Raw genomic sequence first — 25,888 nt, forward strand, 5'->3', positions numbered from 1 at the left:
CGCAAAGCGGAAGGGAAACCGATCAGACCAGCCGGCTCTGCTTGACCGCGGCTTCGATGAAGCTCTTGAACAGGGGATGCGGGTCGAACGGCTTGGACTTGAGTTCCGGATGGAACTGCACGCCGACGAACCAGGGATGATCCGGCCGCTCGATGATCTCGGGCAGCGCGCCGTCGGGCGACATGCCGGAGAAGATCAGCCCGCCTTTTTCGAGCGGCTCGCGATAGTGGACGTTGACCTCGTAGCGATGGCGATGGCGTTCCGAGATGTCGGTGCCGCCATAGATCGCCGAGACGTGGCTGTTGCCGTCGAGCACAGCCTCATAGGCGCCCAGCCGCATGGTGCCGCCCAGATCGCCGCCCGCCTCGCGCTTCTGCAGGCCGTCCGCCGTCATCCATTCCTCGATCAGGCCGACAACGGGCTCGTCGGTCGGGCCGAACTCGGTGGTGGAGGCGTTGGCGATGCCGGCGGTATTCCGCGCGCCTTCGATGCAGGCCATCTGCATGCCGAGGCAGATACCGAAGAACGGTGCCTGGCGTTCGCGGGCGAAGCGCACCGCGGCGATCTTGCCTTCCGAACCACGTTCCCCGAAGCCGCCGGGCACGAGGATGCCGTGCATCGGTTCAAGATAGGCTGCGATATCCGAATCATCCTGCTCGAACAGTTCGGCATCGAGCCACTGGATGTTGACCTTCACCCGGTTGGCGATGCCGCCATGGACCAGTGCCTCGTTCAGCGACTTGTAGGCATCGGCCAGCCCCACATATTTGCCGACGACGCCGATCGTGACTTCGCCTTCGGGATTGGTGAGCCGATCCATGATGTCGGTCCAGCGGCCGAGATGCGGCGCCGGGCCGACCTCGACGCCGAATGCGTTGAGCACCGCTAGGTCAAGACCTTCGGCATGATATTGCACCGGCACGTCGTAGATGCTGCGCGCATCGAGCGCGGGGATCACGGCTTCCTTGGGCACGTTGCAGAACAGCGCGATCTTCGCGCGCTCGCTGTCGGGCAGCGGGCGTTCGCAGCGGCAAACCAGCACGTCCGGCTGGATACCGAGCGAGGTGAGGTCGCGCACGCTGTGCTGGGTCGGTTTGGTCTTCAGCTCGCCGGCGGCCGCAATGTAGGGCACCAGCGTGACGTGGACGAAGATCGAATTGTTGCGGCCGAGATCGTTCCGCAACTGACGGATCGCCTCCATGAACGGCAGCGATTCGATGTCGCCGACGGTGCCGCCGATCTCGCACAGCACGAAGTCGACATCGTCGGTATCGGCGCGCGCGAATTCCTTGATCGCGTCGGTCACGTGCGGGATCACCTGCACGGTGGCGCCAAGATAGTCGCCACGCCGTTCCTTGGCGATGATCTGCTGGTAGATCCGGCCCGAGGTGATGTTGTCCGCCTGGCGGCTGGGAACGCCGGTGAAGCGCTCATAATGGCCGAGGTCGAGGTCGGTTTCGGCCCCGTCATCGGTCACATAGACTTCGCCATGCTGATAGGGGCTCATCGTCCCCGGATCGACATTGAGATAGGGATCGAATTTGCGAATTCGAACCTTGTAGCCGCGTGCCTGGAGCAATGCGCCAAGGCTGGCTGCCATCAGGCCTTTGCCCAAGGATGACACCACGCCGCCGGTGATGAAAATGAACCGCGCCATGGGAATCAACGCCTAGCCCGAGTTGGTCGATGGGGACAAGCGCGCGAATCCGCGCGCCTGCATTTTTACGGTCGAAAGAGCGCCCGAAAGCGCCGAACGATGCTTATTGCGCCGGCGCGGAGCCGTTGGCCGGAGCCGCAGCGTTGTCCGCGCCCGCGCCCTGTGCCGCGGCGGCGAGCGGATCGTCGCTCACAGGTGCGGGTGCCGCCGGCGCGCTCTGCTGCGACGGCTGCCGGGCGAGCGAAGTATCGATGTCGCCGGTGCGATTGCTGACCGAGGCCAGCGCCGCGATCGCGATCGAAAGCACGATGAAGATCGTCGCGAGTATCGTCGTCGACCGCGTCAGGAAGTCCGCCGCGCCGCGCGCCGACATCAGCCCCGTGGGGCTGCCGCCCATGCCGAGCCCGCCGCCTTCGGAACGCTGGACGAGAATCACGCCCACCAATGCGAGGGTAATCAGCGCGTGAACGACGAGGAGAAAGGTGAACAGCATGGGGCTCGATCTGACGATGCGTGGGATTGCCGGCGACATAGCGAGAGGGGGGCCACTGTTCAACCGGCATCGTTCACATGCGTTGCCCGCGACTGATGCGGTGGGTGCCGGATCGCCCCTTCGCCTTTGCCCTTGCATCCCCTATCTGCGGAGTACCCGTCGCCGATCCCCGACCCTTTGCCAAGGAGACTGCATGAACCGCATCTATCGCGCCGTTGCCGCGACAGCCCTGTCCCTGGGATTGTTGTTCGGCCCGGCCGCGGCGGCGCAGGCCCCCTCGGCACCTGCTGCTGCGCCGCGCCGCGCCAATCCGGCGCTGTGGGTGGTGAAGGACCGTGACACCACCATCTACCTGTTCGGGACTTTCCACCTGCTGCCCTCCGGCTACAGCTGGTTCGACGGCGGCGTGAAGAAGGCATTCGATTCGTCGAGCGAGCTCGTCACCGAAGCGATCGACCCCGATGCCAAGACGCTACAGCCGCTGATGATGCGGCTGGCGATCAACCGTGACGGGCCGCCGTTGACGCAGAAGCTCTCGCCCAAGGCGCAGGCCGATTACCGCAAGGCGATGGCGGAACTGGAACTGCCCGTCGATATGTTCGAGCCGTTCGATCCCTGGGCGGCCGCGCTGAACATTCAGGTGACCCTGTTCCAGAAGATGGGCTTCGGCCCGGATTCCGGCGCCGAAACCATTCTCAACGACGCGGCGAAGGCGGGCGGCAAGACGCGCAAGGAACTGGAGGGCGCCGAGCTTCAGATCCGCATCTTTGATGCGATGCCCGAACGCACGCAGATCGCGCTGCTCGAAAGCACCGTGCAGTCTATCCCCGAGCAACGCGCGGTACTCGACCGGATGCTGGCAAGCTGGGCAAGGGGTGATGCCAAGACCTTGAGCAGCTTGATGAACGAGTCGCTGGAGGAAACGCCGGAACTCTACAAGATCATGGTGACCGACCGGAACGCACGCTGGGCGCAATGGATCGAGCGCCGCATGCAGCAGCCCGGCACCGTGTTCGTCGCAGTAGGCGCCGCGCATCTCGCCGGCACCGGCAGCGTGCAGGATTATTTGAAAGCACGGAAGCTGAGGGCCAAGCGCGTCAAATATTGACGGCCCGCCCTGCCCAGCCCGCCCGAAACAAGGTTCCCCGATGCCGCGTATCCCCTTCGCCTCCGCCTTGCTGCTGTTCCTCGCCGGCTGCGGTACCTCCACCCACGCCGAGCCAGCCCACCCCGCGCTCTGGTCGTTCGCCGATGCGGACACCACGGTCTATCTGTTTGGCACCATCCATGTGCTGCCCGATGGCGTGGAATGGGATGGCGGCCGGGTTGGCAAGGCAATCGGCGGTGCCGACCGGCTGGTGCTGGAGGTAACAGACCCGGCGGGCCAGGCCGGGCTACGTCGCAGCTTCGAAGCGATGGCGAGCGCCCCCGGCCTGCCGCCCCTTGCCCAGCGCGTGGCGCCCGAGCATCGCGCTGAACTGGCTGCAATGCTCGCGAAGGCCAGCATTCCCGCAACCGCGCTCGACGGCATGGAGACCTGGGCGGCGGCGCTGACGCTGGCCGCGACGCTTTACCCCGAGATGGGCGTCAGCGCCGACCAGGGCGTGGAAGCCCGGCTGACCGCGCGCTTCGCCGATAATGGAAAGCCGGTATCCGGTCTGGAGACCGCCACCGAGCAGTTCGGCTATTTCGATCGCCTGCCCGAAGCGGCGCAGCGCACTTTCCTCACCAGCGTGATCAGCGAGCGCAAAGAGGCCGGCAAACAGTTCGACGCGATGATCGCGGCGTGGCGCAAGGGCGATGTCGCGACACTGGCGATCACCGAGGATGACGAGCTCAGCCTCTCTCCCGAACTCGCCGACGCGCTCAAGCGCCAGCGCAACGCCGCTTGGGCCAGCCGCCTGGAAAAGGCACTCGAGCAGCCCGGCACGGTGCTGGTGGCGGTGGGCGCCGCGCATCTGGCGGGCAAGGATTCGGTGCAGGAGATGCTGGCAACGCGCGGCATCAAGGTGAAGCGGCTTCAATAGCATCGCCTGCGCCGCTGAAACGAGGCGGAGCATGCTTGCATTCCCGCCCTTCCCCCGCTATGCGCCCCGGCTTCCGTCATGGTCATCCCTGGAGGCGTGGCGGAATGTTTAACCCAAGCGAATTGGAGATATGCGATGAGCGATCAGCTGACGCTGTCGGCCGAAGCGCGTGAGCGGAACGGCAAGGGAGCCTCCCGCGATCTGCGCAACAACGGCCGCGTGCCTGCCGTGATCTACGGCAACAATGAAGAACCGGCCTCGATCCACGTCGAGGAAAAAGCGCTGTTCAAGCTGCTGCACACCGGCCACTTCATGAACTCGGTGGTGATGGTCGAGGTTGGCGGCAAGGCCGTCCGCACCCTGCCCAAGGACGTCCAGTTCCACCCGGTCACCGATCGCCCGCTGCATGTCGATTTCCTGCGCATCTCCGAGCACGCCACCGTCACGGTGCAGGTGCCGGTGATCTTCACCAATGAAGATGCCTCGCCGGGCCTCAAGCGCGGCGGCGTGCTCAACATCGTCCGCCACGAGCTGGACCTGGTGGTCGACGCGGCGCAGATCCCGGACGACATCACCATCGACCTCGCCGGCTATGAAGTGGGCGACTCGATCCACATCTCGAACATCGCGCTGCCCAAGGGCGCCAGCCCGGCGATCGAGGATCGTGACTTCACCATCGCGACGATCGTTGCCCCCTCCGCGCTGAAGAGCAGCGAAGGCGACACCGACACGGCCGCCGAGGGCGAAGCCGAGGCTTGATTTCAGGCCCGCCTGTCCTTGCGGCAGGCGATCGGATAGCAGGATGCCCGGCGCCGCCCTTGCGGTGTCGGGCATCTTCTTGTGTATCGCCCGGCGGACGGGCGCTGATCGGGGAATCGGCGATGCAGATCTGGGTCGGCCTGGGCAATCCGGGCGCGCGCTATGCGCTGCACCGGCACAATGTGGGCTTCATGGCGATCGACGCCATCGCCGAGGTCCATCGCTTCGATCCGCCGCGCCAGCGCTTCCAGGGCTGGGCGCAGGAAGGCCGCATCGGATCGAGCAAGATCCTGCTGCTGAAGCCCGCCACCTTCATGAACGAAAGCGGCCGCGCAGTGGGCGAGGCGATGCGCTTCTACAAGCGCGAGGTGGGCGACGTCACCGTCTTCCACGACGAGCTCGATCTCCCGCCGTTCAAGGTGAAGGTGAAGACCGGCGGCGGCACCGCCGGTCATAATGGCCTGCGTTCCACCGAGGCGCATATCGGCAACGCCTTCCGCCGCGTGCGCATCGGCATCGGCCATCCCGGCCATAAGGATCGGGTGACCGGCCATGTGCTGGGCAATTACGACAAGCGCGAAATGGATCCGCTGGCCGACTTGCTCGGCGCGATTGCCGCGGAAGCGCCGCGCCTCGCCGACGGCGACGATGCGCGCTTCATGAACGACGTCGCACTGCGGCTGCAGGACGTCTGATCACCGCCCTCAGGGTACGACGTTGACGATGACGCGGCGATAGCGCGTCAGCGCGGGCGTGCCGCTGTCGGTGACCGCGAGGATGACGTGCATCGTGCCGGTGTGCAGCACCCGGTCGGTCGGCACCGTCAGCACCGCTTCGGCCTTGTCGGCCCCTTCGATCTGCACCGGAGAGGCGGCGCGCGCCGACGAGACGGTGAAACTGCCCGGCTCGGGATAGTGGAACCATTGATAACGCAGCGTATCGCCATCGGGATCGCGCGATCCGGCGGCGCTCAGCCGGACCTTCTGACCCAGCTTGGCGCTGATTTCCTCGGGCACGCCGAGCCGCGCGACAGGCGGATGATTGGCCTCGCGATACGGCTTCACCGTCCAGTCCATCCGCGCGGCGAAATCATTCTGATAGGCGCTGCGCCACCGCCAGATCGTCGCCTTGTTGCTGGTGTACCACTGGCCGTCGACGCCCATCACCTCATCCTCGCCATCGGACCACAAGGCGCGGGTTTCGGGGCGCAGGAACCATTTACGGTAGCGCGGCTGATAATATTCGTAGCGCCCGCCCCAGCTTCCCCAGTCAGGATGTTCGGGGCTGCCGAGGCCGTTGGGAATCAGATAGAGGAAGGTGGGCGTATCGCCTTCCATGATGAATTCGGTGTGCGGATATTCGGCACCCAGCGGCCCCTTCGCGCGGACGTGCGTGTCGAGCCAGGGATTGTCGACGATCGAGAAATCGGCGCCACCGAAGCGGCCGTGGAAGCGATCGCCGCTGATCCCGCTCCAGATCGCCGCATGGTAGGCGCCGCCAGCGTGCATGCCGGGGCTGGCGATGTAGAAGAGATCGGGGAACGTCGTGCGGATCCAGGGGCCGCTGTCATCCTGGTCCGAGACGGTATAGACGCGCAGCTTGGCCACGAAGCGCGCAACCTCCTCGGGTGAGCGCGTCTCCCGCACCCTCCACAGCGCCTGCGCGAGCACATTGGGACCACCCCATACGATCACCCACACCGGTCGCGGATCCTTGGCGTCAACGCGATCGATGATGAGTTGCGCGCCGGGCGAATCATGGCCCTTCCCCACCGCTTCGAGGCCATAGCGCGGGATGCCGGCGCGGATCACCGCCGCCAGCGCAGCCTCGGTCGGAAAGCCACGCTCATGCCGCTCGAGATTATCGCGGACCTTGCCGTAGGCTGCGACGATCCGGCGGATGCGTTCCGGCGCGATGCGGTCACGCTGGTGGATCGAGGTGGTCGCAACCAGCCCCTCGACATCCCACTGATTGGCATAGGTCAGGAAGCGGACCAGCGACTGCGCGTCATCCGGTTCATTCTCGATGTCGGTCAGCACGATCAGGCGCAGCCGATCCGCCTTTGCCGGGGGCTCCGCTGCGGCCGCACCCGCCGCCAGCGCGAGCATCGCGCCGATCACCCATCGAACCCAACCCATCACCACTCTCCCGCGTATCGGACGCTCTTAAGGGGCCCGATGGGGGAGTTATGCGGCGTTTCAGAGCATCGTCAATGCGAATACGAAGATAATCGAAGGGCCATCGCAAATTTTCGGATGCGTCAGACCGGCATCACCCCAGCTATGCGGCGAGCGGCATTTCGCCGGGCTTCAACTCGTCAGTCACGACATCGAACATCTTCAGCGTCGTCGCGCCGAACGCGGTCGTGAGTGCGACGTCGGTAGCGTCGCGGCCACGCGCCATCAGGATACGGCCGATGCGCGGCTGGTTGTGGCGCGCATCATAAGTATACCAGTCGCCATCGACATAAACGTCGAACCAGGCACTGAAATCCATCGGTGCGTCGACCGGCGGCACGCCGATGTCGCCCAGATAGCCGGTGCAGTAGCGCGCGGGGATGTTGACGCAGCGGCAAAGGGTGACTGCGAGATGCGCGAAATCGCGGCACACGCCCACCTTCTCGCGATACCCGTCGTTCGCGGTGCGATCGCAGCGGGCGTGATGATAGCCGAACTCGATATGGTTGTGGACGAAGTCGACGATCGCTTCCACTCGATCGCGGGCCGACGGGATATGGCCGAACATCGCCCAGGCGTCGTCCATCAGATGCTGCGTTTCGCAATAGCGGCTGCCCATCAGATAGACGAGCACGTCGTTGGGAAGCGCGTCGACTGGCGTCACCGGCACGTCGGGCGCGCGCACGTCGGGCCGGCCGCTATCGGCGATCACAAAGTCCGCCTTCAGCGTTATGCCACCGGCAGGAACGGTCAACCGGGTGGCGACATTACCGAAGCCATCGATGAAATCATACATCGGCACCTGCGGTGTGGTGGTGATCCGGTGCGGTGAGCGCAAGTCGCGGTTGCGCGACGGATGGATGCTCAGCAGCGCGACCATGCTCGTCGGCGCGGCGGCGTCGAAGGCGATCTCATACCCGGCTCGGATCAGCATATTCAGGCCTCTAAGCTTTACTCGTTGGTGTGGCGGGAAAACGTACCGGATCGCGAATTGATCCGAAGTCGATCTTCGGGAACCGCGACTTCACCCGCGCGCTATGGCAGTCTGGTCTTTTCACCGGACGGAGCCTGCCCTTGCCCCCACTCGCCTGCGCCAATTGCCGGCAGCTGCTCCAGGCCGAAGCGCGGGCCTGCCCGAGTTGCGGCCACGGTGCAGGCTTCGACCCACTTGCGAACGCCTTCCTCCATCTCGACGCCGACAGCGGCCAGTGGCGCACTGCCACGGGGGAGGCGAAGCCGCTGAAGCCCTGCGACAATACGCGCTATGGCGTCTGCAACTGGCTGGTCGAGGCGGACAGCGCGCTAAACCTCTGCCGTTCCTGCCGCCACAACCGCACCATTCCGGATCTCAGCGTGCCCGGGGTACTGCAGCGCTGGGCGCAGGCCGAGAATGCCAAGCATCGCGTGATCGCAAGCCTCATCCGGCTCGGCCTGCCACTGGAAACGCGCAACGAGCATCCCCAGGGGCTTGCATTCGATCTGCTTTACGACCCCTCCGCCGAACAGGGCTATGCGCCGCAACTGCTGACCGGCCATGCCGGCGGGATCGTGACCCTCAACCTGATCGAGACCGACGATGCCGCGCGCGAACGCATCCGCCGCGACATGGGCGAACCCTATCGCACATTGATCGGCCATTTCCGGCATGAGGTGGCGCATCATTTCTGGCACCGGCTGGTCGAATTCAGCCCCGATCTTGAGCCCTTCCGCCAGCGCTTCGGTGACGAGCGCGCCGATTATGCCGCAGCCCTCGCCGCGCATTACCAGAACCGTCAGCACCCGCCGCTTGCGGACTGGGAGGAAGCCTATGTCTCCGCCTATGCGACGGTGCATCCGTGGGAGGATTTCGCCGAGACCTTCGCGCACTATCTCCACATCGTCGACACGCTGGCGACGATCGGCCAGTTCGGCACGCGCATAGATGCGCCACCAGGCGCCGCGATGCCCGAGCCACCGGTGGTGAATTTTGACCCCTATACCGCCGACACGCCGACACTGGCACGCTGCTGGATCCCCTTCGCCTTTGCGCTCAACGCGATCAACCGCAGCATGGGCCAGCCCGATCTCTACCCGTTCCGGCTGACCCCGGCGATCATGCTCAAGCTGGATTTCGTCAACCGGCTGATCGCCTTCACCGCGGGCCGCTGGGCGCCGAGCGAGAATGAGGGTGCCGATCTGAAGGCGGTGATGGCGGTGCTGGGGCTGGGCGTCGATCTCGCCTCGTGATCGTCAATCGAGATCAGCGATCCGCGTGACCTGACCGAGCGTATCGGGCGCGAAATCGGCGCCCGCGCTCGCGCCGGCATCGGCCGGCGTTGCCAGGAGGCTGCGCTGTTGTTTCCGCAGCGCCGCCACCAGCGTTGCCGGATCCACCCCATCCGAGCGCATCTCCGCCAGCGATCGCGCCCCGTCCCGCTTGGCGAGGCGACGACCCTCAGGGCCGGTAAGCAGCGGATGATGGCGGTAGACCGGGCTCGGCAGGTCCAGCAGCGCCTGCAGCAGGCGGTGGACATGAGTGGCTGCGTAAAGATCCTCGCCGCGGACGATGTCGGTCACGCCCTGCGCGGCGTCGTCGACCGTGACCGCCAGATGATAGCTCGTCGGCGCATCCTTGCGCGCGAGGACGACGTCGCCGTGGATCTCCGGCGTCGCCGGCACCCGGCCATGATGGCCATCCATCCACACCAGCGGCCCGGCCACGGCCATCGCTGCGGCGACATCGAGCCGCCAGGCATGCGCTTCGATTTTCTGGCGGCGCACACGCTCGCTAACGTCCAGCCGGCGGCAGGTGCCGGGATAGAGCGGCCCATCAGGTCCGTGCGGCGCGCTGGCACTGGCGGCGATCTCGGCCGCGATCGCCGCGCGCGTGCAGAAACAGGGATAGACCAGCCCTGCGGCCTTCAGCCGATCGAGCGCAGCAGCATAAAGCGGCAGGCGTTCGGACTGGCGGACGACCGGCCCATCCCAGGCCAGGCCAAGCCACGCGAGATCCGCCAAGATGCCCTCGACGAACGCCTCACGCGTGCGACCGGGATCGATATCCTCGATCCGCAACAGGAACCGTCCCCCTGTTTTCGCCGCGAAATCATATGCTGCGAGCGCCGAAAAAGCGTGCCCCATATGCAGCCGGCCGGTGGGGCTCGGCGCGAAACGCGTCGTCACCGCCATGGAATCAGCCTCTTGACGCAGAGTCACGCGATCTGCTGTCATGCCCCCGTCACGTTCCTTGAGCAAAGAACGCGACAAGAAGGGGGGACGAGGCACCCATGTACCATCCCGATCTGATCCGGCATCCGGACAGCTGCCCCACTCTTGTGCTGAACGCGGACTACACGCCGCTCAGCTATTATCCGCTGAGCCTGTGGCCGTGGCAGACCGCGATCAAGGCGGTCTTTCTGGACAGGGTGGATATCGTTGCAACCTATGAGCGCCAGGTGCGAAGTCCCACCAGCGCGATGAAGATCCCGTCTGTCATCGCGCTGAAGCAATATGTGAAACCTTCGCAATATCCCGCCTTCACCCGCTTCAACCTGTTCCTTCGCGACAAGTTTTCCTGCCAATATTGCGGCGTCACGAAGGATCTCACGTTCGACCATGTTATCCCCCGCGCCTATGGTGGCCGCACGACTTGGGAGAATGTGGCGACCGCCTGTGCCCCCTGCAACCTGAGGAAGGGCGGCCGCACCCCCAATGAGGCCAGGATGCCGCTGCACCTCGCGCCGATCCGGCCGACCAGCTGGCAGTTGCAGGAACATGGCCGCAGCTTTCCGCCCAATTATCTGCACGAGAGCTGGCACGACTGGCTCTATTGGGACATCGAACTGGAAGCCTGAGCGCCGTTCGCTCTCTCTCCCCTACCGCTTGCGGGAGGGGCCAGGGGAGAGCTTGTTCCAAAATCGTGCGGAAGCACAATTTACATGCCATCACCTGACCCCTCCCACAAACGGGAGGGGAATCAGGCCAGCGGCATCGTCGGCAGCTTGCTGCCGCCGGACGAACGCTCAGAGCAGGCCGGCAGCGCCAGCGCGACGAGAAGCAGGGCAAGGAACAATCGGGTTGCAGCCATGACGGTGCTGCCTTAGCCGCAAACGCCAAAATTTGAAATGACCGCGGTGGGAAAAAAGGAGCGTCCGTCCATGCAAACCCCAGTTGACCGACTCTCCGCTGCAATGCAGCATCAGCCTATGGCCGCAGCTCCCGCAATTACGCAGAACCCCGACATCCGCTATCTTGGGCGGCTGCTGGGCGACGTTATTCGCAGCTATGGCGGCGAGACGCTGTTCCGCCGCACCGAATATATCCGTTCGGCGTCCGTCGACCGGCATCGCGGCGTTGCCGGCGCCGATGCAATCGACACCGGGCTAGACGCGCTGAGCCTCGACGACACGATTGCGTTCGTGCGCGGCTTCATGCTGTTTTCAATGCTCGCAAACCTTGCCGAGGACCGCCAGGGCGTCGCGACCGACCCGGGCGCAGACGTCGCCCATGCGCTCGAACGGCTGAAGGATGAAGGCGTCGGTGCCGATGCGGTGGCGGCGATGCTGGAAAAGGCGCTGGTCGCGCCGGTGCTCACGGCGCACCCCACCGAAGTCCGCCGCAAATCGATGATCGACCATCGCAACCGCATCGCCGAACTGATGCTGCTGAAGGATATGGGCCGCACCGAAACGCCCGAGGGCGACAAGGTGGACGAGGCGATCCTGCGCCAGATCGCGCTGCTGTGGCAGACCCGCCCGCTGCGCCGCGAACGCCTCTATGTCGCCGACGAGGTGGAAACCGCGCTCGCCTATTTCCGCGATGCCTTCCTCCCTGCCTTGCCCGCGCTCTACGCACGCTGGGATCGCGCGCTCGGCCAGCGCGTGCCGAGCTTCCTGCGCCCCGGCACCTGGATCGGCGGCGACCGCGACGGCAACCCCAATGTCACCGCCGGCTCGCTGAAGCTGGCGCTCGCCCGCGCCGCCGAGACTGTGATCGGCCATTATCTCGAACAGCTCCACGCGCTGGGCGCCGAACTATCGATCTCGACCGAGTTGTCGGGCGTGAGCGAGGCGGTGCTGGCGCTCGCCGACAAGAGCGGCGACGAGAGCACCGCGCGGCGCGACGAACCCTATCGCCGCGCGATCAGCGGCATCTATGCGCGCCTCGCAGCGACCTATAGCGAGATCAGCGGCCGCGCCGCGCCGCGCGCGATCACGATCAAGGCGGAACCCTATCCCGATCCGCAGAGCTTCCGCGCGGATCTGGTGGCCATCGCGCTCGACCTCGCGCAGGCGGGCGGCGGCGTCCTCAAGTCGGGCGGCGCGCTCGGGCGGCTGATCCGCGCGGTCGAGACCTTCGGCTTCCACCTCGCCACGCTCGACATGCGGCAAAACTCGTCGGTGCATGAGCGCGTCGTTGCCGAACTGCTCAAGGTGGCCGGCGTCGAGGCGGATTATCTGGCGCTGGACGAGGCGGCTCGGGTCGCGCTGCTGCGCCGCGAGCTTGCGAATGCCCGCCCGCTGACCAGCCCCTTCGCCGACTATAGCGACGAGACGCGCGGCGAGCTGGACATTGTCCATGCCGCCGCCGCGGCGCACCGGCGCTACGGCCCGGCCTGCATCGCCAACTATATCGTCTCGATGGCGCAGAGCGTCTCCGACCTGCTCGAGGTCAACATTTTGCTCAAGGAAGCCGGCCTCTACCGACCCGCCCCGACGCCCACCGCCGCGATCATGGCGGTACCGCTGTTCGAGACCATCGGCGACCTCGATGAGGCCCCCGGCATCATGTCCGAATGGCTTTCGCTGCCCGAGATCGCCGGCATCTCGGGGTTGCGCGGTCATCAGGAGGTGATGATCGGCTATTCGGACAGCAACAAGGATGGCGGCTACCTGACCTCCACCTGGGGTCTCCACCAGGCCAGCCGCGCGCTGGTGCCGGTGTTCGAGCAGCATGACGTCGCGATGCAGCTGTTCCACGGTCGCGGCGGCTCGGTCGGCCGCGGCGGCGGCTCCAGCTTCCAGGCGATCCGTGCGCAGCCGCACGGCACTGTTGCCGGCCGCATCCGCATCACCGAGCAGGGCGAGGTGATTGCAGCCAAATATGGAAATGTCGAAAGCGCGATGACCAATTTGGAGGCGATGGCGTCTGCGACGTTGCTCGCCTCGCTGGAGCCCGATCCGATCGGCGAGGCGGATCGCACGCGCTTCGCCGCCTGCATGGACCAGCTTTCGGACGACGCGTTCAAGGCCTATCGCGGCCTCGTCTACGAGACCGACGGCTTCCGCCAATTCTTCCGGCAGATGACGCCGCTGACCGAGATCGCCGACCTCAAGATCGGTTCGCGCCCGGCCAGCCGCAAGAAATCCGACGCGATCGAGGACCTGCGCGCGATTCCCTGGGTGTTCAGTTGGGCGCAGGCGCGCGTGATGCTGCCGGGCTGGTACGGCGTGGGCGAGGCGCTGGCCGGCTTCAAGGACCAGGCGCTGCTGCGCGAGATGGTCGAGGCCTGGCCCTTCCTCCAGTCGACGCTCGCCAATATGGAGATGGTGCTCGCCAAGTCCGACATGGTGATTGCGGCCAAATATGCCGAACTGGTGGAGGACAAGACGGCCGCGCAGGCGATCTTCGGCCGCATCCGCGACGGCTGGCAGAAGGCGCATGACGGGCTGCTGACGGTCACCCGGCAGACCCGGCTGCTCGAGAAGAACCCGGCGCTCGACGAATCCATTCGCCTGCGCCTGCCCTATATCGAGCCGCTCAACCTGCTGCAGGTCGAACTGCTCAAGCGCCACCGTGCCGGTGAGGATGATGCGCGGATCCGCGAGGGCATCCAACTGTCGATCAACGCGGTGGCGACGGCGCTGCGCAACAGCGGGTAAGAAACGCGGCCCTCTTCCCTGCGTGGAAGAGGGTTTACTCCACGGTTGCCACTTCCCGCAGCACCTGCCCGTCGCGCCATTGCGCGATCGCCTCGGCATCCATGTCCAATCGCTCCAGCACCGCGACCGCCGCGTCGAGCCCCGGCATGCCGCTTTCGATCACCGGCACCAGCCCGATTTCGGCGAAGCGCGCCGCCTCGTTGGAGTCCGCGACGATCGCGACACGGGTGAGGCCCGGCAAGAAATGCCGGGCAATCGGGGTGATGCCGCTCGACGTCTCGAAGGAAGGCGCGGTGATCACGCTGATGCGGCGGCCGGCCATGCCCAGCGGCTCCCAGATGCGCGGATCGAAATAATCGCCGAACACGACATGATAGCCGTCGGCGGTCGCTTCGCGCAGGCGCTGCTCGTCATTTTCGATCGCGGCATATTTGATGTCGAACGCCGTCAGCGCGTCCGCAACGGTGCGGCCGCGCTGATTCATGCCGACGATGAGCACCGGCGCGGTCGGCCCGCGAGGCTGGAGTTCGGGATCGGCCGCGACCAGGCGGCGCTGACGCAGCCGCCCGGCCAAGGTACGACCGAATTGTGCGACGTTTGGGGTGACCGCGAGGCTCAGCGCCACCGCGGCGATCAGCACCGCGCTATGCTCCTCCCCGATCAGCGCGCGCACCGGCGGCAGGCTGAAGATCACGAAGGCGAATTCGGAGCCCTGCGCCAGCAGGAAGCCAAGCTGCGCGGATCCGGGCACCGACCAGCGGAAGGTGAGGCTGGCGATCGCGTTCAGCACCACCTTGCCGGCCACCAGCAGCGCCGCGGCGACCAGCACCCCGGGCCAAAATTGCGCCAGCGCCGTGACATCCAGCGAGAGGCCGACAGTGACGAAGAAGAAGCCAAGCAGCAGTCCGCGGAACGGCTTGATCTCCGACTGCACGATCGCGCGATAGGGCGTTTCGGTGATGATCATGCCGCCGAGGAATGCGCCCAGGGTCAGCGACAGGCCGAGCTGTCCCGTCGCCCAGCCCGCCGCGAGCGCGATCAGAAGCGCCATCGCGGTGAACACCTCTTCATTGCGATTGCGCGCGACGAGATCGAACATCGGCCGCACTACCAGCTTGGCGAGCCCGACCGCGACGAGGAATGCGCCAACCGCCTTCACCAGCGCCAGGCCCGCCGCCGGCAGGATCGCCTCCCCCGTGCCCAGTGCGGTGGCGACGATCAGCAAGAAGATTGCGGCGATATCCTGAAAGACGAGGATCGAGGTTGCGGTGAGCCCCACCGGGCAGTTCTGCTGGTGGCGTTCGGCGATCAACCGCGCGACCACAGCGGTGGAGGAGAGTGCCAGTGTCGCCCCGACCAGCGCCGCTGCATAGAACGGCAAGCCGAATGCCATCGCGATCAAACCCAGCCCCACCGTGCCCGCGATCATCTGCACCGGACCGAAGCCGAACACGTCCCCGACCTGGTCCTTCAGGTGCCGCGTCGAAAAGTGCAGTCCGATGTCAAAGAGCAGGAAGATCACGCCCAGTTCGGCGAGGATGTTGATGATCTCATTGGCTTCGACCCAGCCGGTCGCGCGCAGGAAGATACCAAGCGTGAGATAGCCGACGATCGGGCTGAGCCCGAGCATCCGCGATCCGATTGCCGCGACTACGCCACCGGCAAGCAGCAGGATCACCGGAGAAAGCGCCGTGAGAACGGTCAATTCCATCGCGGCGCCACCGGCAAGCAGGATGGATCGGGGCCGTTCATCGCGCTCATCATCCCTGTTCGCCGCCCGCGCAAAAAAAACTAGAGCATGTCGCCGGTTACGGAATGTCAAAAGATGTAAATCGGGCCACACGCGCCGATGTGCAATGCGATTCCGCTCGCGATTTCATACCGAACGCGCCTTGCCCGCCTCGGCGTGCTGTAGAAGCGCCTTCGCCGCGATCAGATCGCGCGTCGCTAGCCCCTCGTCGAACCGGCGATGCACTGGCGCGAGCAGCGCCACCGCCTCAGCGAACCGGCCCCCGTTCAGACATTGCGCGGCCAAGTCGGTTGCCGCACGCAGTTCGAACGCCAGCGCGCCGATCGCATAGGCTTCGGCGAGCGCCGCCCGACGCAGCGTTTCCGCCGTCTCCGCATGCCCCGCGCGTTCGAGGATCGCGGCCTCGATCCGCTGAGTCTCGGCGTGGCACCACCGCTCCCCCTGCTCTGCATTGTAGCGATGCGCTTCGGCGATCGTGGCCATCGCCTCTTCCAGCCGATCTTGGCGCGCGAGCGCGTCGGCGAGCATGCCGAGATGCATGCCGATACGCATCGTGAAGCGCGCTTCCACCATCGCGTCGATCGCCTCGCGCATCGCAGCGGTGCCATCGGCGCCACGCAGATCGGCGAGCGCGGCGGCGAAGAAGCGCTCCACCGGCGCCCACAGCGCAATCGGCTCGCGCTCCAGATTGGCGCGCAGCAGGGCGGTGTAGCGATCGAGCGCGGCGTCATCGCCGGTCCACAGCGCCACCGGCAGCGCGGCGAGCCCCAGCGCGTTGGACTGCGAGACGATATGGCCGAGATTGCCCGCCGCCTTCACCGCATCGTCAGCCGCCGTCACCGCTGTGTCGGCATCGCCGCCGAGCCAGGCAACGAACGGCAGGTAGCAGCGGATGCCGATGAAGCGATCGACCTGGATGCCCGCCATCCGCGAATGACCATCCGGCCGGTCATAGGTCGCAGCGAGTCGATCGAGCACCACGCGGCTTTCCGCCAGTTCGCCACCGAAAGCGCGGGCCCAGGCACGCATGCGCTCGATCTCCGGCGCGATCGTCCCCGCCGCATCCGGCGCACCGACGAACACATCCGCATAGGCCGCAGCCTCGGTCATCCGCCCGGTCTGGATCAGGAAGAAGCATAGCCCCACCTGCGCGCGCAGGCTGTGCTCGGCGCTGCCGGACCGCTCGGCGAGCGCAATCGCATCGCGCCACGCCGCCTCGATGCCGGGTAGCAGCGTGCGGGTGTAGATCATGCTCCACGCACGAAAGCCGGCGAGCTTGGCCTTCAACAGATCGTCGCACGGCACCTGTTCCGAAAGATCCAGCGCGCGTTCGACTGCGGCCTGCGCCTCGCTGAGCAGCGAGGCTTCGAACCAGAGCGGGATCGCCGCAACCGTCAGCCGGATGCCCAGCGCGGCATGGCCACCCTCGTCGAACGCCCAGGCGAGCGCTGCGCGCAGATCCGGCAGCCGCCGGCGATAGAGCCTGGTCCATAGGCCGGTGTCACGCCAATGCCATTCCTCCTCGGCCTGCGCGAAGATGTCGAGCATTCGTTCGGCATGCGCGGGCAGCGCCCGCACATCCCCGCCCCCCTCGCGCCGCCGCCGCGCGGCGTGGCGGCGGGTGCTGTCGAGCAGGCGATAGCACAGCGCCGGCCCATCGACCTGCGCCGCCAGCAGCGACTTGGCGACGAGGCCGCCCAGCGCCACTGCCACCGCGACCGGAGCCAGTGGCGCAACGGTGGCGATCGCCACTGCATCGTCCTGATCGAACGCATCCGCGAACACCGAAACCAGCCGGTAGACCGCCGCTTCGTCGCGCGACAGCAGGCGGTAGCTCCAGTCGATCGTCGCCATCAGCGTTTCTTGGCGCAGCGGCGCGGCGCCGGCCTTGCGATTGCGGAAACCGAGATGCTCGTTGAGCATAGCCGGCAAGGTGCCGACCGGGTGCTGATCCACCTTTGCGGCCACCAGTTCGATCGCCAGCGGCAACCCGTCCAGCGCGCGGCAGATGCGGGCGATCGCGGTGCAATCCCCGTCGATGAACTGGTAGCCCGACCATTCGACAGCGCGGCGCACGAACAGGTCGATCGCGGAAAAGGTCAAGGCCGTCGTGGCGACCAGCGGCAATCCGGGTGGCGGTAGCGCGAGCGCATCGAGCCACACCACATGCTCGTCGGCCAGCCGCAGTGGTTCACGGCTGGTCGCCAGCAACAGCGCCGCGCTGCCGGCAGCGATCAGACGTCCGGCGAACAAGCTCACCGCGGACAGCACATGTTCGCAGCTGTCTAGAAGCACCAGCATGCGGCGGTCGCGCAGATGATCGATGACCGCCGCCAGCATGTCACCGGCATTGCCGCGCAGCCCCAGCGCGGTCACCAGCGCGGAGGGAAGCAGCAGCGGATCGTCGATCGTCGCGAGATCGACGAAGCAGAGCCCATCGGGGCAGTCCGCCTCGAACGCATGCGCCGCGGCCAGCGCAACCGTGGTCTTGCCGATACCGCCTGCGCCAACGACGCTCACATGCCGGCGCGCCCGCAGATCGGCGAGGATCGCCGCCACCTCGGCATCGCGGCCGACCATCTCGCGCGCCGGCGGAAAGCTGCGCGGCTCGGCATCGCCGGGCGCAGCCTCATCCGCGCCGGTCGGGTGATCGCTGACCTCGACCGGCGCGACGAAGCGGTAACCGCGGCCGGCGATCGTGGCGATGTAGGTGGGCGGCATCTGCGTATCGCCCAGCGAACGCCGCAGATTGTGCAGATTCACCTTCAGATTGCTTTCATGCACGAAGATGTCCGGCCATGCGGCCGCCATCAGTTCCTTTTTGCCGACCAACGTGCCGCTGTGCTGGACGAGGAGGCACAGCAATTCGAACGCCCGGCCGCCCAGACGCACCGCGCGATCGCCGTGCAGCAGCCGCTGGCGGCTGGGGATCAGCCGATAGGGTCCAAAAGCGTAGACGCGCTCCCACCCCGTCCGTCCGCCCGACTGCCCGGCCATCCCGTTTTCCCCCGCCCCGAACGCATCGCCTGCGCCGCCCCCGCCGCAGTTTCACCCAAACCATGACGGGCGCTGCCGCCATTACTCACTGTTAACCAAAGTATGGCAAGGCAATGCTGATTTTCCGGGAAAGAGAAACGTGTTCAAGCTGCCCGACCTTGAGACGTTGCGCCTGTGCAGCACGGTTGCGACGATGGCTTTTGCCATCGTCTTCGCTGTGCTGTGGATCGCGCGCCGCAGCGAAACGCCGTTGCTCTACTGGTCGGCTAGCATGGGCATTTATGGGCTGGTGCTGATCGCGTTCGGTTATATGCCGCACGATGCCTGGCTGGGTGTGTGTGCGCTGATGATCGTCTTCGCGTTTACCAATATACTGGTGCTCGCGGGCGTGCGCCGGTTCGAGGGGTTGCCGCCCTTCCAGCTCTGGATGCTGGTTCCGATGCTGCTGCCCGCCACCGGCCATGCGCTTGCCGAACTGCTGCCGACACCCGCCGATTCGTTTTCGGCGGTGCTGCTGGACGGCGCCGACGGCCTGGGGCTGCTGATGTCGATCATGATCATCGCCGGCGCCACGCTGCTCGGGCACCGCGGGCGACCGAGCCGGGGCCGGACGATCGCCGCGGTGGCGCTGTTCGGCTACGTACCGGCCTATGTCATCGCTGCGATCCTGGGCCAGGGCGCGGCCTCTCCAGACATCGTGGCGATCATCCCCTTGCTCGCCGATCAGATCTTCCTGGGTGTCCTCAGCCTCGCGCTGCTCTCGATGGTCGGTGAGCGTGCGCTGGAACAGCTCCGCCAGGCCGCGCTGCGCGATCCGCTGACAGGGGCGTGGAACCGCGCCGGGCTGGCCGCAGCGCAGACGCGGCTGCTGATCGAGGGCACCGTGGTGGTCGCGGTGGACATCGATCATTTCAAGGCGATCAACGACCGGCATGGCCATGATGCCGGCGATCAGGTGCTGATCACGCTTTCGCATCATGCCTGCGCGCTGGCGGATCAGCTGGGCGGATCCTTCGCGCGCGTGGGCGGCGACGAGTTCGTCGCCATCCTCCCGCCGGGCACCGACGCGCATCGCTTTGCCGATCGGCTGTGTGCGCTCGGCCGCCGCCACCCGGTGCATCAGGGCGCGTGGACCATCAGCATCGGACTGGCGCTCGTCCAGGCGGGCGACACCAATTTCCACGAAGCGCGGCACCGCGCCGACGGACGGCTCTATGCGGCCAAGGCGGCGGGCCGCGACCAGGTCGCCGCCTGAGTGCTGGAAGCGCTGGTTGCCCGCTATGGTCTGATCGCGCTGTTCCTGGGTGCGGGAATAGAGGGCGAGACGATCGTCGTCCTCGGCGGAATCATGGTGCATCGGGGCAGCTTGCCGCTGCTCCCTGCCATTGCCGCAGCGGCAGCGGGTTCCTGCATCGCCGACCAGATCTTCTTCGCGCTCGGCCGCCGCTTTCGTGACCATCGCTTCGTGCGCCGCATCCGCGACCGGCACGCCTTCACGCGCGCGCTGACCACCTTCGAACGACACCCGACTGCCTTCGTGTTCGCCTTCCGCTTCCTCTACGGCCTGCGCACGGTGAGCCCGGTTGCGATCGGCACAACCACATTGCCGACCGCACGCTTCATGGCGGTCAACGCCGCCTCTGCGCTGCTGTGGGGCGCGATATTCATTTCGGCCGGCTATCTGTTCGGCCGCGCGATCGAAACGACGTTCGGCCGCATCCGGCCGCTGGAACATGTGCTGATCCCAGCGGCCGTCCTCATTCTGGTGCTGGCGGTCGGCCAGCGCTGGTGGCGGCGACGTCGATAGCCGCGCTCAAAGCAGCGGGCTGACCAACCGTGCCAGATTTTCCGCCAGCCGCGCGCTCTGCGGCCGCGCCCGCCACTCCCCCAGGGTCAGCAGGTCGCTGCGCGCGATGCAGGCCTGCTGCACCTGTTCCAGTGCCGCGCAGGCGTCCGCGTCATGGAGGATCAGGCTGATCTCGGCGTTGAGCGTGAAGGATCGCACGTCGGCGTTGCTCGATCCGACCACGCCGACCGCGCCGTCCATCGTGACGTTCTTCGCGTGGAGCAGTCGGTCCCGATAGCGATGGAGGCGGACGCCCGCTTCGAGCAGTTCGTCATAATAGGATCGCTGCGCCAGGCTGACGAGGCGCTGATCGACGACGCTCGAAACGATCAGATCCACCGCCACGCCGCGCGCCACGGCATTGCCGAGCGCCGTCAGCAACGCCTCGTCCGGAATGAGATAGGGAGAGACAATCGCGACATGATCGTGTGCGCCATGGACGATCTCTACGAGCAGCCGCTCGAAACCGGGCACGCCGAAATCGGGCCCGCTGGGCATCGCCTGCAGCAGCGCATCGCCCGCCGGGGCGGCGATTGCCAATGGCGCCGGCGCTGCCTTCGTCTCCATCGCCCAGTCGCTGGCGAAGACCGCGTCGAGCGCGGCGACCACCGGTCCTTCGATCCGCGCGACGAGTTCGTCATTGACGATGCCCGGCTTGAAATCGCGATCAACGATATTCTGCGATCCGACGAAACCTATCGCGCCATCGACCAGGCACAGCTTGCGGTGGTTGCGCAGGTCGCTGCGCGCACGGCGTAGTGCGGCGAAGCGCACCGGCAACACCAGCCGGGCGTCGACGCCGCGGTCATGGAGCATCGCCAGGCTGCGCTTCGCCCAAGGGCGTGATCCCAGCGCATCGATCAACACGCGAACGGCCACCCCCCGCCCTCGTGCCCGGCCGAGCGCGTCGGCGATCGCCCGACCCGTCGCATCGTCGGCGAAGATATAGGTCAGCACATGCACCTGGTGCGCTGCGCCATCGATCGCGGCGACCATAGCGCCGATGGCCGCCTCATAGTCCGCGATCAAGGTGATCGCGTTGCCGCTCACCGCCGGGAAGCCGCCGAAGGTGCGAGCGAGGCGCGCGAGTTGCGAGGGATCCGGCGACACTCCCCGCAATTCCGCTGCGATGCCAACCCGCATCTTGGCGGTGGCTTGGAATCGCGCGCGCCGCCATGCCGGGAAGCTGGCACGGCCGATCAGGCGATAGAGCAGCAGCGCCGGCACCGGCAGGAACAGCACCAAAAGCAGCCAGCTCCGCGCCGCCTCGGGCGGGCGGCGCAGCGGGATGACGATGATCATCACCGCGCGAATCGCCCATTCGAGCAGCAGATAGCCGAGTGCGAGATGCGACGCGGCGATCATCGCGCTCGCAAAATCAGCCTGCCCGGCTCAATCGAGCGCCGAGAAATCATCGCCGTAGCGCGCCTCAATGAAGCGCATATTGGCCGAAAAGGCATCGAGATCGCCCTGCGCCAGCGAGCGGGACATGCCGCGCAGCCGCGTCGCCATCTTGTCCAGTCCCTCGTTGAGAATGAAGCTGGCCGAATGGCCGGTCTTGCGGAAGATCTCGGCGCGATGCTCGGCCGGGATCTCGACATAGCTCTTGAGCAGGGTCGGCAGATGGTTGTCTCGCATCTGCTGGAGATCGATCAGGTCTGTGGCAGCGATACCGCGGGTCCGCGCGCGCGCCTCGACTTCGGCGATCAAGGTGCGGATCGTCAGCACGCGCGGCCGTGCGCCATCGGGCAGGCGCGGATCCTCATAGTCGAACGCCACGGGCGGGCGCGGGTCCGCCGAAGGCAGTGGTGGCGGGGACGGTGGCGCCGGCGGCGCAGCGGGGGAAGCGGACGGCGGCTCGTGCGGCGGCGTGGGCGACAATCCCAACAGGCGCGCGAAGAAGTCGGACCAGCTCATGATGCAAAGCCTTCCGGAATCCTGCCGCCGCGGTCAACTGCGATCATGGCAATGCGCGTCGGTCACACTTGGCTTCCGTTTCGCGAAGGCGTAGATGCAGATCATGAATGTGCTCCTCGTTCTGCTGATCGTCGGCGCGGTGATCGCCACGGTCGTCGCGCTGATCCGCGGCATCGTCGCCTTCCTGAAGGAGACGGAGGCCGATCTGAAGAATGGCGGGCCCAGCCCCTCGGGCCTGCGCCAGAACCGGATGATGATGGCGCGCGTGATGTTCCAGGCGATCGCCGTGCTGCTGGTGGCGGTGCTGCTGCTGCTCAACCGCTGACCACCAGCGCAGGTGGTCAAGCTCAACAAGATCTATACGCGTACGGGCGACGGCGGCACGACCGGGCTGGTCGATGGGTCGCGCGTTCCCAAGCATCATCTGCGCATGCAGACGATCGGTGATGTCGACGAAGCCAACAGCGCGATCGGTGTAGCCATTGCGGCGCTGGGCAAGGAGCGTGCGGCCGGCGGCCGGTTGCTGACCATCCAGAACGACCTGTTCGATCTTGGCGCCGATCTCGCCACCCCCGGCGAGGATTTCGCGCCCAGCGAGATGGCCCTGCGCATCGTGCCCGCGCAAGTCGCGCGGCTGGAGGCGGAAATCGACGTGATGAATGATGCGCTGGCACCGTTGCGCAGCTTCATCCTGCCCGGCGGATCGCCCGCGGTCGCCGCGGTCCACCTTGCCCGCGCTGTGGCACGGCGTGCCGAGCGGTCGGCAACCGCCGCCGCCCGGGAAATGCCGCTTAACCCGCAGGCGCTGACCTATCTCAACCGCCTGTCCGACCATCTTTTCGTCACCGCCCGCTGGCTGGCGGCGCAGAATGGCGGCGACATCTTGTGGGTGCCCGGCGCCTCTCGGTGAAGCGGACATACCTATTCCAAAGGAGGGGGTTTCCCTCGCACACTGTTCCCTCTATGTTCGCCGCCGCGGCGCAGGCCGGATGAACTTTGGCAGCACTCGCGCGTTTGTGGACGATTGAGGGGCAGCAGGGATGCCGGACAAGATGATGGCAACACGGCGCGACGCCGCGATCCTGTGCGATTCGCTCGCCCAGCTCTTCTGTCAGGTTCGCTCGCTCAGCACTGCATTGGTGGCCTCCTTGTCGGATGCGGATGCAACCGGGCAGGCGATGGACGATGCCTCTCCCGCCAAATGGCATCTCGCGCATACGACCTGGTTCTTCGAGACCTTCGTGCTGCGCGACCACGTGCCCGGCTATCGCCTGTATAACGAACGCTGGCCCTTCCTGTTCAACAGCTATTATGAGGCCGAGGGAGCGCGCCATGCGCGGCCGCGGCGCGGCATGCTGACCCGGCCGACGCTGGACGAAGTGCTCGACTGGCGGGCGCACGTCGATGCTGCAGTCGAGGCAGCCCTGGCCGGGCTTTCGTCGGAAGCGCGCGCACTGGTCACGCTCGGCTGCCATCATGAACAGCAGCATCAGGAATTGCTGCAGACAGACATCCTCGCCCTGTTCGCGCTCAACCCGCTGGCGCCTGCGGTGTGGGCGGAACCGCGCACGCCCCCTGCCCCCGCGCCCGCACCGATCCGATGGATCGAGGGCGCGCGCGGCATTGTCGAGATCGGCGATGACGGCATGGACGGCTTCGCGTTCGATTGCGAGGGGCCGCGCCATCCGGTGCTGCTTCACCCGCACGCCCTTGCCGACCGTCCGGTCACCAACAGCGAGTGGATCGCATTCATCGACGATGGCGGCTACCGGCGCCCCGAGCATTGGCTGTCCGATGGCTGGGCCTGGGTGAAGGCAGAGGGTATCGAGGCGCCGCTCTACTGGCACCGCGCAGCGGATCGCGATGGCGGCTGGGACGCTTTCGCGCTGGATGGCCTGCACCCGGTTCGCCCTGCCGCACCGGTCACGCATATCAGCTATTATGAGGCCGAGGCCTTCGCTCGCTGGGCGGGCGCGCGGCTGCCGACCGAGGCTGAATGGGAAAGCGCCGCCCAGCGCTTCGATCCCGATGGCGGTAACCAACTCGATCGCGCCGGGCCAGTCAGGCCCTGTGCGGCGCCGGCGGGCGACAGCCTTGGTCAGATGTTCGGCGATGTCTGGGAATGGACCGGCAGCGCCTATCTGCCCTACCCCGGCTTCAGGCCCGCCGCGGGCGCCGTCGGCGAGTATAATGGCAAGTTCATGAGCGGACAGTTCGTGCTGCGCGGTGGCAGTTGCGCCACCCCACGCGGCCATGCCCGCGCCAGCTACCGCAACTTCTTCTATCCCCACCAGCGCTGGCAGTTCACCGGCGTGCGTCTGGCAAAGGATCTGTAATGGCGACGATGCTCAACGTCGATCCGGCCTTCCGCGCCGATGTGCTTGCCGGCTTGTCGCTGCGCCCGCGCGCGATCCCTGCGCGCTGGTTCTATGATCGGCAAGGTTCCGAGCTGTTCGAGGCGATCACCCGGCTGCCCGAATATTATCCGACACGCGTCGAGACCGCGCTGCTGGAGCGGCATGCCGGCGAAATCGCCAAGCTGGTCGGCCCCGGCCGCGCCGTGGTGGAGTTCGGATCGGGATCGTCGACCAAGACTCCGCACATTCTGTCCGCGGTCGAACCGGCGGCCTATGTGCCGATCGACATTTCGGGCGAATTCCTACGCCAGTCGGCGGCGGCGCTCGCCGCCGACTTCCCCAAGCTGCGCATCGAGCCGCTGGAAGCCGATTTCACCCAGCCGATCCTGCCGCCGGACAGCATATCCGGGCTACCGCGGCTCGGCTTCTTCCCTGGCTCGACGATCGGCAATATGGTCGCGCGAACTGCGGTCAACCTCCTGCGCGCGATGGTGGAGACGCTGGGGATTGGCGCCAAATTGCTGATCGGCATGGATCGCCGCAAATCGCCGGACATATTGATCCCGGCTTATGACGATGCCGCCGGCATCACTGCGCGCTTCAACCTCAATCTGCTCGAACGGATCAACCGCGAACTCGACGCCGACGTGCCGGTCGACGCGTTCCGTCATCGCGCGCTGTGGAACGACAGCCATTCGCGGATCGAGATGCATTTGCAGGCGACTCGGGACCTGCGCTTCGAGATCGAGGGCCGCCCGTTCGAGATGAAGGCGGACGAGACGATCCATACCGAGAACAGCCACAAATACGGTCCGCACGACGCCCGGCTGCTGCTGCGCGCCGGCGCTTGGACGCCGATCGCCGAATGGACCGACCCGCAGGACCAGTTTGCGATCATCCTGTGCGAGGCGCAGGCGCCCGGCACGGCGCCCTGACCTTCTCCCCTCCCGCGAGCGGAAGGGGAACTCAAGCAGCAACCTCCTCACGGCCAGCGCGTTTTTCTTCATGCAGCGTGTGCCCACCGGCGCCGCGACAATTCGCGACATAA

General features: G+C 66.4%; 22 protein-coding genes. 13 read left to right on the forward strand and 9 right to left on the reverse strand.

The genetic code is table 11. The annotated features are described in order from the left end of the window. Positions 1 to 22: 22 nt before the first annotated feature. Both pyrG and secG read right to left on the reverse strand, forming a co-directional pair. Positions 23 to 1,657, reverse strand: a complete 1,635-nt coding sequence (gene pyrG / locus FHS96_RS13250; protein WP_429592026.1) for a CTP synthase — start codon at positions 1,655 to 1,657, stop codon at positions 23 to 25. 103 nt (positions 1,658 to 1,760) lie between these two features. Next, positions 1,761 to 2,150 carry a preprotein translocase subunit SecG gene (gene secG / locus FHS96_RS13255; protein ID WP_429592029.1) on the reverse strand — a complete coding sequence of 130 codons (390 nt, stop codon included), beginning with the start codon at positions 2,148 to 2,150 and terminating at the stop codon, positions 1,761 to 1,763. A gap of 193 nt (positions 2,151 to 2,343) precedes the next feature. Between secG and FHS96_RS13260 the strand changes: the two genes are divergently transcribed. The 4 genes from FHS96_RS13260 to pth all read left to right on the forward strand — a co-directional run bounded on the left by FHS96_RS13260 (position 2,344) and on the right by pth (position 5,631). After that, entirely contained in the window at positions 2,344 to 3,258 is a 915-nt protein-coding gene (locus FHS96_RS13260; protein WP_429592031.1) for a TraB/GumN family protein, read from the forward strand. A 40-nt stretch (positions 3,259 to 3,298) separates the two neighbouring features. Then, on the forward strand, positions 3,299 to 4,177 hold the full coding sequence (locus tag FHS96_RS13265) for a TraB/GumN family protein (RefSeq protein WP_429592034.1): 879 nt from the start codon (positions 3,299 to 3,301) through the stop codon (positions 4,175 to 4,177). Positions 4,178 to 4,312: 135 nt separating this feature from the next. Beyond that, a complete protein-coding gene (locus FHS96_RS13270) occupies positions 4,313 to 4,936 on the forward strand; it encodes a 50S ribosomal protein L25/general stress protein Ctc (RefSeq protein WP_429592037.1) in 624 nt (207 codons plus the stop codon). Between the two features lie 122 nt (positions 4,937 to 5,058). Continuing rightward, positions 5,059 to 5,631 (forward strand): aminoacyl-tRNA hydrolase, encoded by a 573-nt coding sequence (gene pth, locus FHS96_RS13275; RefSeq protein ID WP_429592040.1) that lies wholly within the window; start codon positions 5,059 to 5,061, stop codon positions 5,629 to 5,631. A gap of 9 nt (positions 5,632 to 5,640) precedes the next feature. Here the strand turns inward: pth and FHS96_RS13280 are convergent, their stop codons facing one another. Further along, the gene (locus FHS96_RS13280; protein WP_429592044.1) at positions 5,641 to 7,074 is read right to left on the reverse strand and encodes a nucleoside hydrolase-like domain-containing protein; all 1,434 of its coding nucleotides are present in this window, start codon (positions 7,072 to 7,074) and stop codon (positions 5,641 to 5,643) included. Between the two features lie 142 nt (positions 7,075 to 7,216). Further along, positions 7,217 to 8,047 carry a transglutaminase-like domain-containing protein gene (locus FHS96_RS13285; RefSeq protein ID WP_429592047.1) on the reverse strand — a complete coding sequence of 277 codons (831 nt, stop codon included), beginning with the start codon at positions 8,045 to 8,047 and terminating at the stop codon, positions 7,217 to 7,219. 140 nt (positions 8,048 to 8,187) lie between these two features. Here FHS96_RS13285 and FHS96_RS13290 point away from each other — a divergent pair, with 140 nt between their 5' ends. After that, positions 8,188 to 9,339 (forward strand): zinc-binding metallopeptidase family protein, encoded by a 1,152-nt coding sequence (locus tag FHS96_RS13290; RefSeq protein WP_429592050.1) that lies wholly within the window; start codon positions 8,188 to 8,190, stop codon positions 9,337 to 9,339. Positions 9,340 to 9,342: 3 nt separating this feature from the next. On the opposite strand, the gene gluQRS is transcribed toward FHS96_RS13290, so the two are convergent. Further along, complete coding sequence (gene gluQRS, locus FHS96_RS13295) at positions 9,343 to 10,281, reverse strand: tRNA glutamyl-Q(34) synthetase GluQRS (RefSeq protein ID WP_429592052.1); 939 nt, start codon at positions 10,279 to 10,281, stop codon at positions 9,343 to 9,345. A gap of 98 nt (positions 10,282 to 10,379) precedes the next feature. Here gluQRS and FHS96_RS13300 point away from each other — a divergent pair, with 98 nt between their 5' ends. Next, entirely contained in the window at positions 10,380 to 10,946 is a 567-nt protein-coding gene (locus FHS96_RS13300; RefSeq protein WP_429592055.1) for an HNH endonuclease, read from the forward strand. 351 nt (positions 10,947 to 11,297) lie between these two features. Beyond that, complete coding sequence (gene ppc / locus FHS96_RS13305) at positions 11,298 to 13,973, forward strand: phosphoenolpyruvate carboxylase (protein WP_429592058.1); 2,676 nt, start codon at positions 11,298 to 11,300, stop codon at positions 13,971 to 13,973. Between the two features lie 34 nt (positions 13,974 to 14,007). Here ppc and FHS96_RS13310 read toward each other — a convergent pair whose 3' ends face one another. Both FHS96_RS13310 and FHS96_RS13315 read right to left on the reverse strand, forming a co-directional pair. Beyond that, positions 14,008 to 15,684: a cation:proton antiporter domain-containing protein gene (locus FHS96_RS13310; protein ID WP_429592061.1), complete on the reverse strand. Its 1,677-nt coding sequence runs from the start codon at positions 15,682 to 15,684 to the stop codon at positions 14,008 to 14,010. A gap of 165 nt (positions 15,685 to 15,849) precedes the next feature. Then, complete coding sequence (locus FHS96_RS13315; RefSeq protein ID WP_429592064.1) at positions 15,850 to 18,720, reverse strand: ATP-binding protein; 2,871 nt, start codon at positions 18,718 to 18,720, stop codon at positions 15,850 to 15,852. A 139-nt stretch (positions 18,721 to 18,859) separates the two neighbouring features. Between FHS96_RS13315 and FHS96_RS13320 the strand changes: the two genes are divergently transcribed. Next, a complete protein-coding gene (locus FHS96_RS13320) occupies positions 18,860 to 19,975 on the forward strand; it encodes a GGDEF domain-containing protein (RefSeq protein WP_429592067.1) in 1,116 nt (371 codons plus the stop codon). After that, positions 19,976 to 20,527 (forward strand): DedA family protein, encoded by a 552-nt coding sequence (locus FHS96_RS13325; RefSeq protein WP_429592070.1) that lies wholly within the window; start codon positions 19,976 to 19,978, stop codon positions 20,525 to 20,527. 6 nt (positions 20,528 to 20,533) lie between these two features. Here FHS96_RS13325 and cls read toward each other — a convergent pair whose 3' ends face one another. Further along, entirely contained in the window at positions 20,534 to 21,931 is a 1,398-nt protein-coding gene (gene cls, locus FHS96_RS13330) for a cardiolipin synthase (protein WP_429592073.1), read from the reverse strand. A gap of 27 nt (positions 21,932 to 21,958) precedes the next feature. Then, on the reverse strand, positions 21,959 to 22,483 hold the full coding sequence (locus FHS96_RS13335) for a hypothetical protein (RefSeq protein ID WP_429592076.1): 525 nt from the start codon (positions 22,481 to 22,483) through the stop codon (positions 21,959 to 21,961). 94 nt (positions 22,484 to 22,577) lie between these two features. Here FHS96_RS13335 and FHS96_RS13340 point away from each other — a divergent pair, with 94 nt between their 5' ends. From FHS96_RS13340 to egtD, 4 genes are all read left to right on the forward strand, one after another. Then, on the forward strand, positions 22,578 to 22,808 hold the full coding sequence (locus FHS96_RS13340) for a twin transmembrane helix small protein (protein WP_429592079.1): 231 nt from the start codon (positions 22,578 to 22,580) through the stop codon (positions 22,806 to 22,808). A 12-nt stretch (positions 22,809 to 22,820) separates the two neighbouring features. Further along, positions 22,821 to 23,393, forward strand: coding sequence for a cob(I)yrinic acid a,c-diamide adenosyltransferase (locus FHS96_RS13345; RefSeq protein ID WP_429592081.1), 573 nt, complete (start codon positions 22,821 to 22,823; stop codon positions 23,391 to 23,393). 145 nt (positions 23,394 to 23,538) lie between these two features. After that, positions 23,539 to 24,819: an ergothioneine biosynthesis protein EgtB gene (gene egtB / locus FHS96_RS13350; RefSeq protein WP_429593059.1), complete on the forward strand. Its 1,281-nt coding sequence runs from the start codon at positions 23,539 to 23,541 to the stop codon at positions 24,817 to 24,819. Next, entirely contained in the window at positions 24,819 to 25,775 is a 957-nt protein-coding gene (gene egtD, locus FHS96_RS13355) for an L-histidine N(alpha)-methyltransferase (RefSeq protein ID WP_429592084.1), read from the forward strand. Before egtB ends, egtD begins: the two co-directional genes overlap by 1 nt. Positions 25,776 to 25,888: the final 113 nt, after the last annotated feature.

The sequence above is a fragment of the Sphingomonas zeicaulis genome (assembly GCF_050433225.1).
GTDB classification, from domain to species: Bacteria; Pseudomonadota; Alphaproteobacteria; order Sphingomonadales; family Sphingomonadaceae; genus Sphingomonas_D; species Sphingomonas_D zeicaulis.

Coding starts and splice junctions, on each gene's coding strand:
- ppc (WP_429592058.1), top strand. CDS start 11,298: ATGGCCGCAGCTCCCGCAATTACGCAGAACCCCGACATCCGCTATCTT.
- FHS96_RS13280 (WP_429592044.1), bottom strand. CDS start 7,074: ATGGGTTGGGTTCGATGGGTGATCGGCGCGATGCTCGCGCTGGCGGCG.
- cls (WP_429592073.1), bottom strand. CDS start 21,931: ATGATCGCCGCGTCGCATCTCGCACTCGGCTATCTGCTGCTCGAATGG.
- FHS96_RS13335 (WP_429592076.1), bottom strand. CDS start 22,483: ATGAGCTGGTCCGACTTCTTCGCGCGCCTGTTGGGATTGTCGCCCACG.
- gluQRS (WP_429592052.1), bottom strand. CDS start 10,281: ATGGCGGTGACGACGCGTTTCGCGCCGAGCCCCACCGGCCGGCTGCAT.
- pyrG (WP_429592026.1), bottom strand. CDS start 1,657: ATGGCGCGGTTCATTTTCATCACCGGCGGCGTGGTGTCATCCTTGGGC.
- FHS96_RS13300 (WP_429592055.1), top strand. CDS start 10,380: ATGTACCATCCCGATCTGATCCGGCATCCGGACAGCTGCCCCACTCTT.
- FHS96_RS13260 (WP_429592031.1), top strand. CDS start 2,344: ATGAACCGCATCTATCGCGCCGTTGCCGCGACAGCCCTGTCCCTGGGA.
- FHS96_RS13265 (WP_429592034.1), top strand. CDS start 3,299: ATGCCGCGTATCCCCTTCGCCTCCGCCTTGCTGCTGTTCCTCGCCGGC.
- FHS96_RS13310 (WP_429592061.1), bottom strand. CDS start 15,684: ATGGAATTGACCGTTCTCACGGCGCTTTCTCCGGTGATCCTGCTGCTT.
- secG (WP_429592029.1), bottom strand. CDS start 2,150: ATGCTGTTCACCTTTCTCCTCGTCGTTCACGCGCTGATTACCCTCGCA.
- egtB (WP_429593059.1), top strand. CDS start 23,539: ATGGCAACACGGCGCGACGCCGCGATCCTGTGCGATTCGCTCGCCCAG.
- FHS96_RS13285 (WP_429592047.1), bottom strand. CDS start 8,047: ATGCTGATCCGAGCCGGGTATGAGATCGCCTTCGACGCCGCCGCGCCG.
- FHS96_RS13340 (WP_429592079.1), top strand. CDS start 22,578: ATGCAGATCATGAATGTGCTCCTCGTTCTGCTGATCGTCGGCGCGGTG.
- FHS96_RS13315 (WP_429592064.1), bottom strand. CDS start 18,720: ATGGCCGGGCAGTCGGGCGGACGGACGGGGTGGGAGCGCGTCTACGCT.
- FHS96_RS13270 (WP_429592037.1), top strand. CDS start 4,313: ATGAGCGATCAGCTGACGCTGTCGGCCGAAGCGCGTGAGCGGAACGGC.
- pth (WP_429592040.1), top strand. CDS start 5,059: ATGCAGATCTGGGTCGGCCTGGGCAATCCGGGCGCGCGCTATGCGCTG.
- egtD (WP_429592084.1), top strand. CDS start 24,819: ATGGCGACGATGCTCAACGTCGATCCGGCCTTCCGCGCCGATGTGCTT.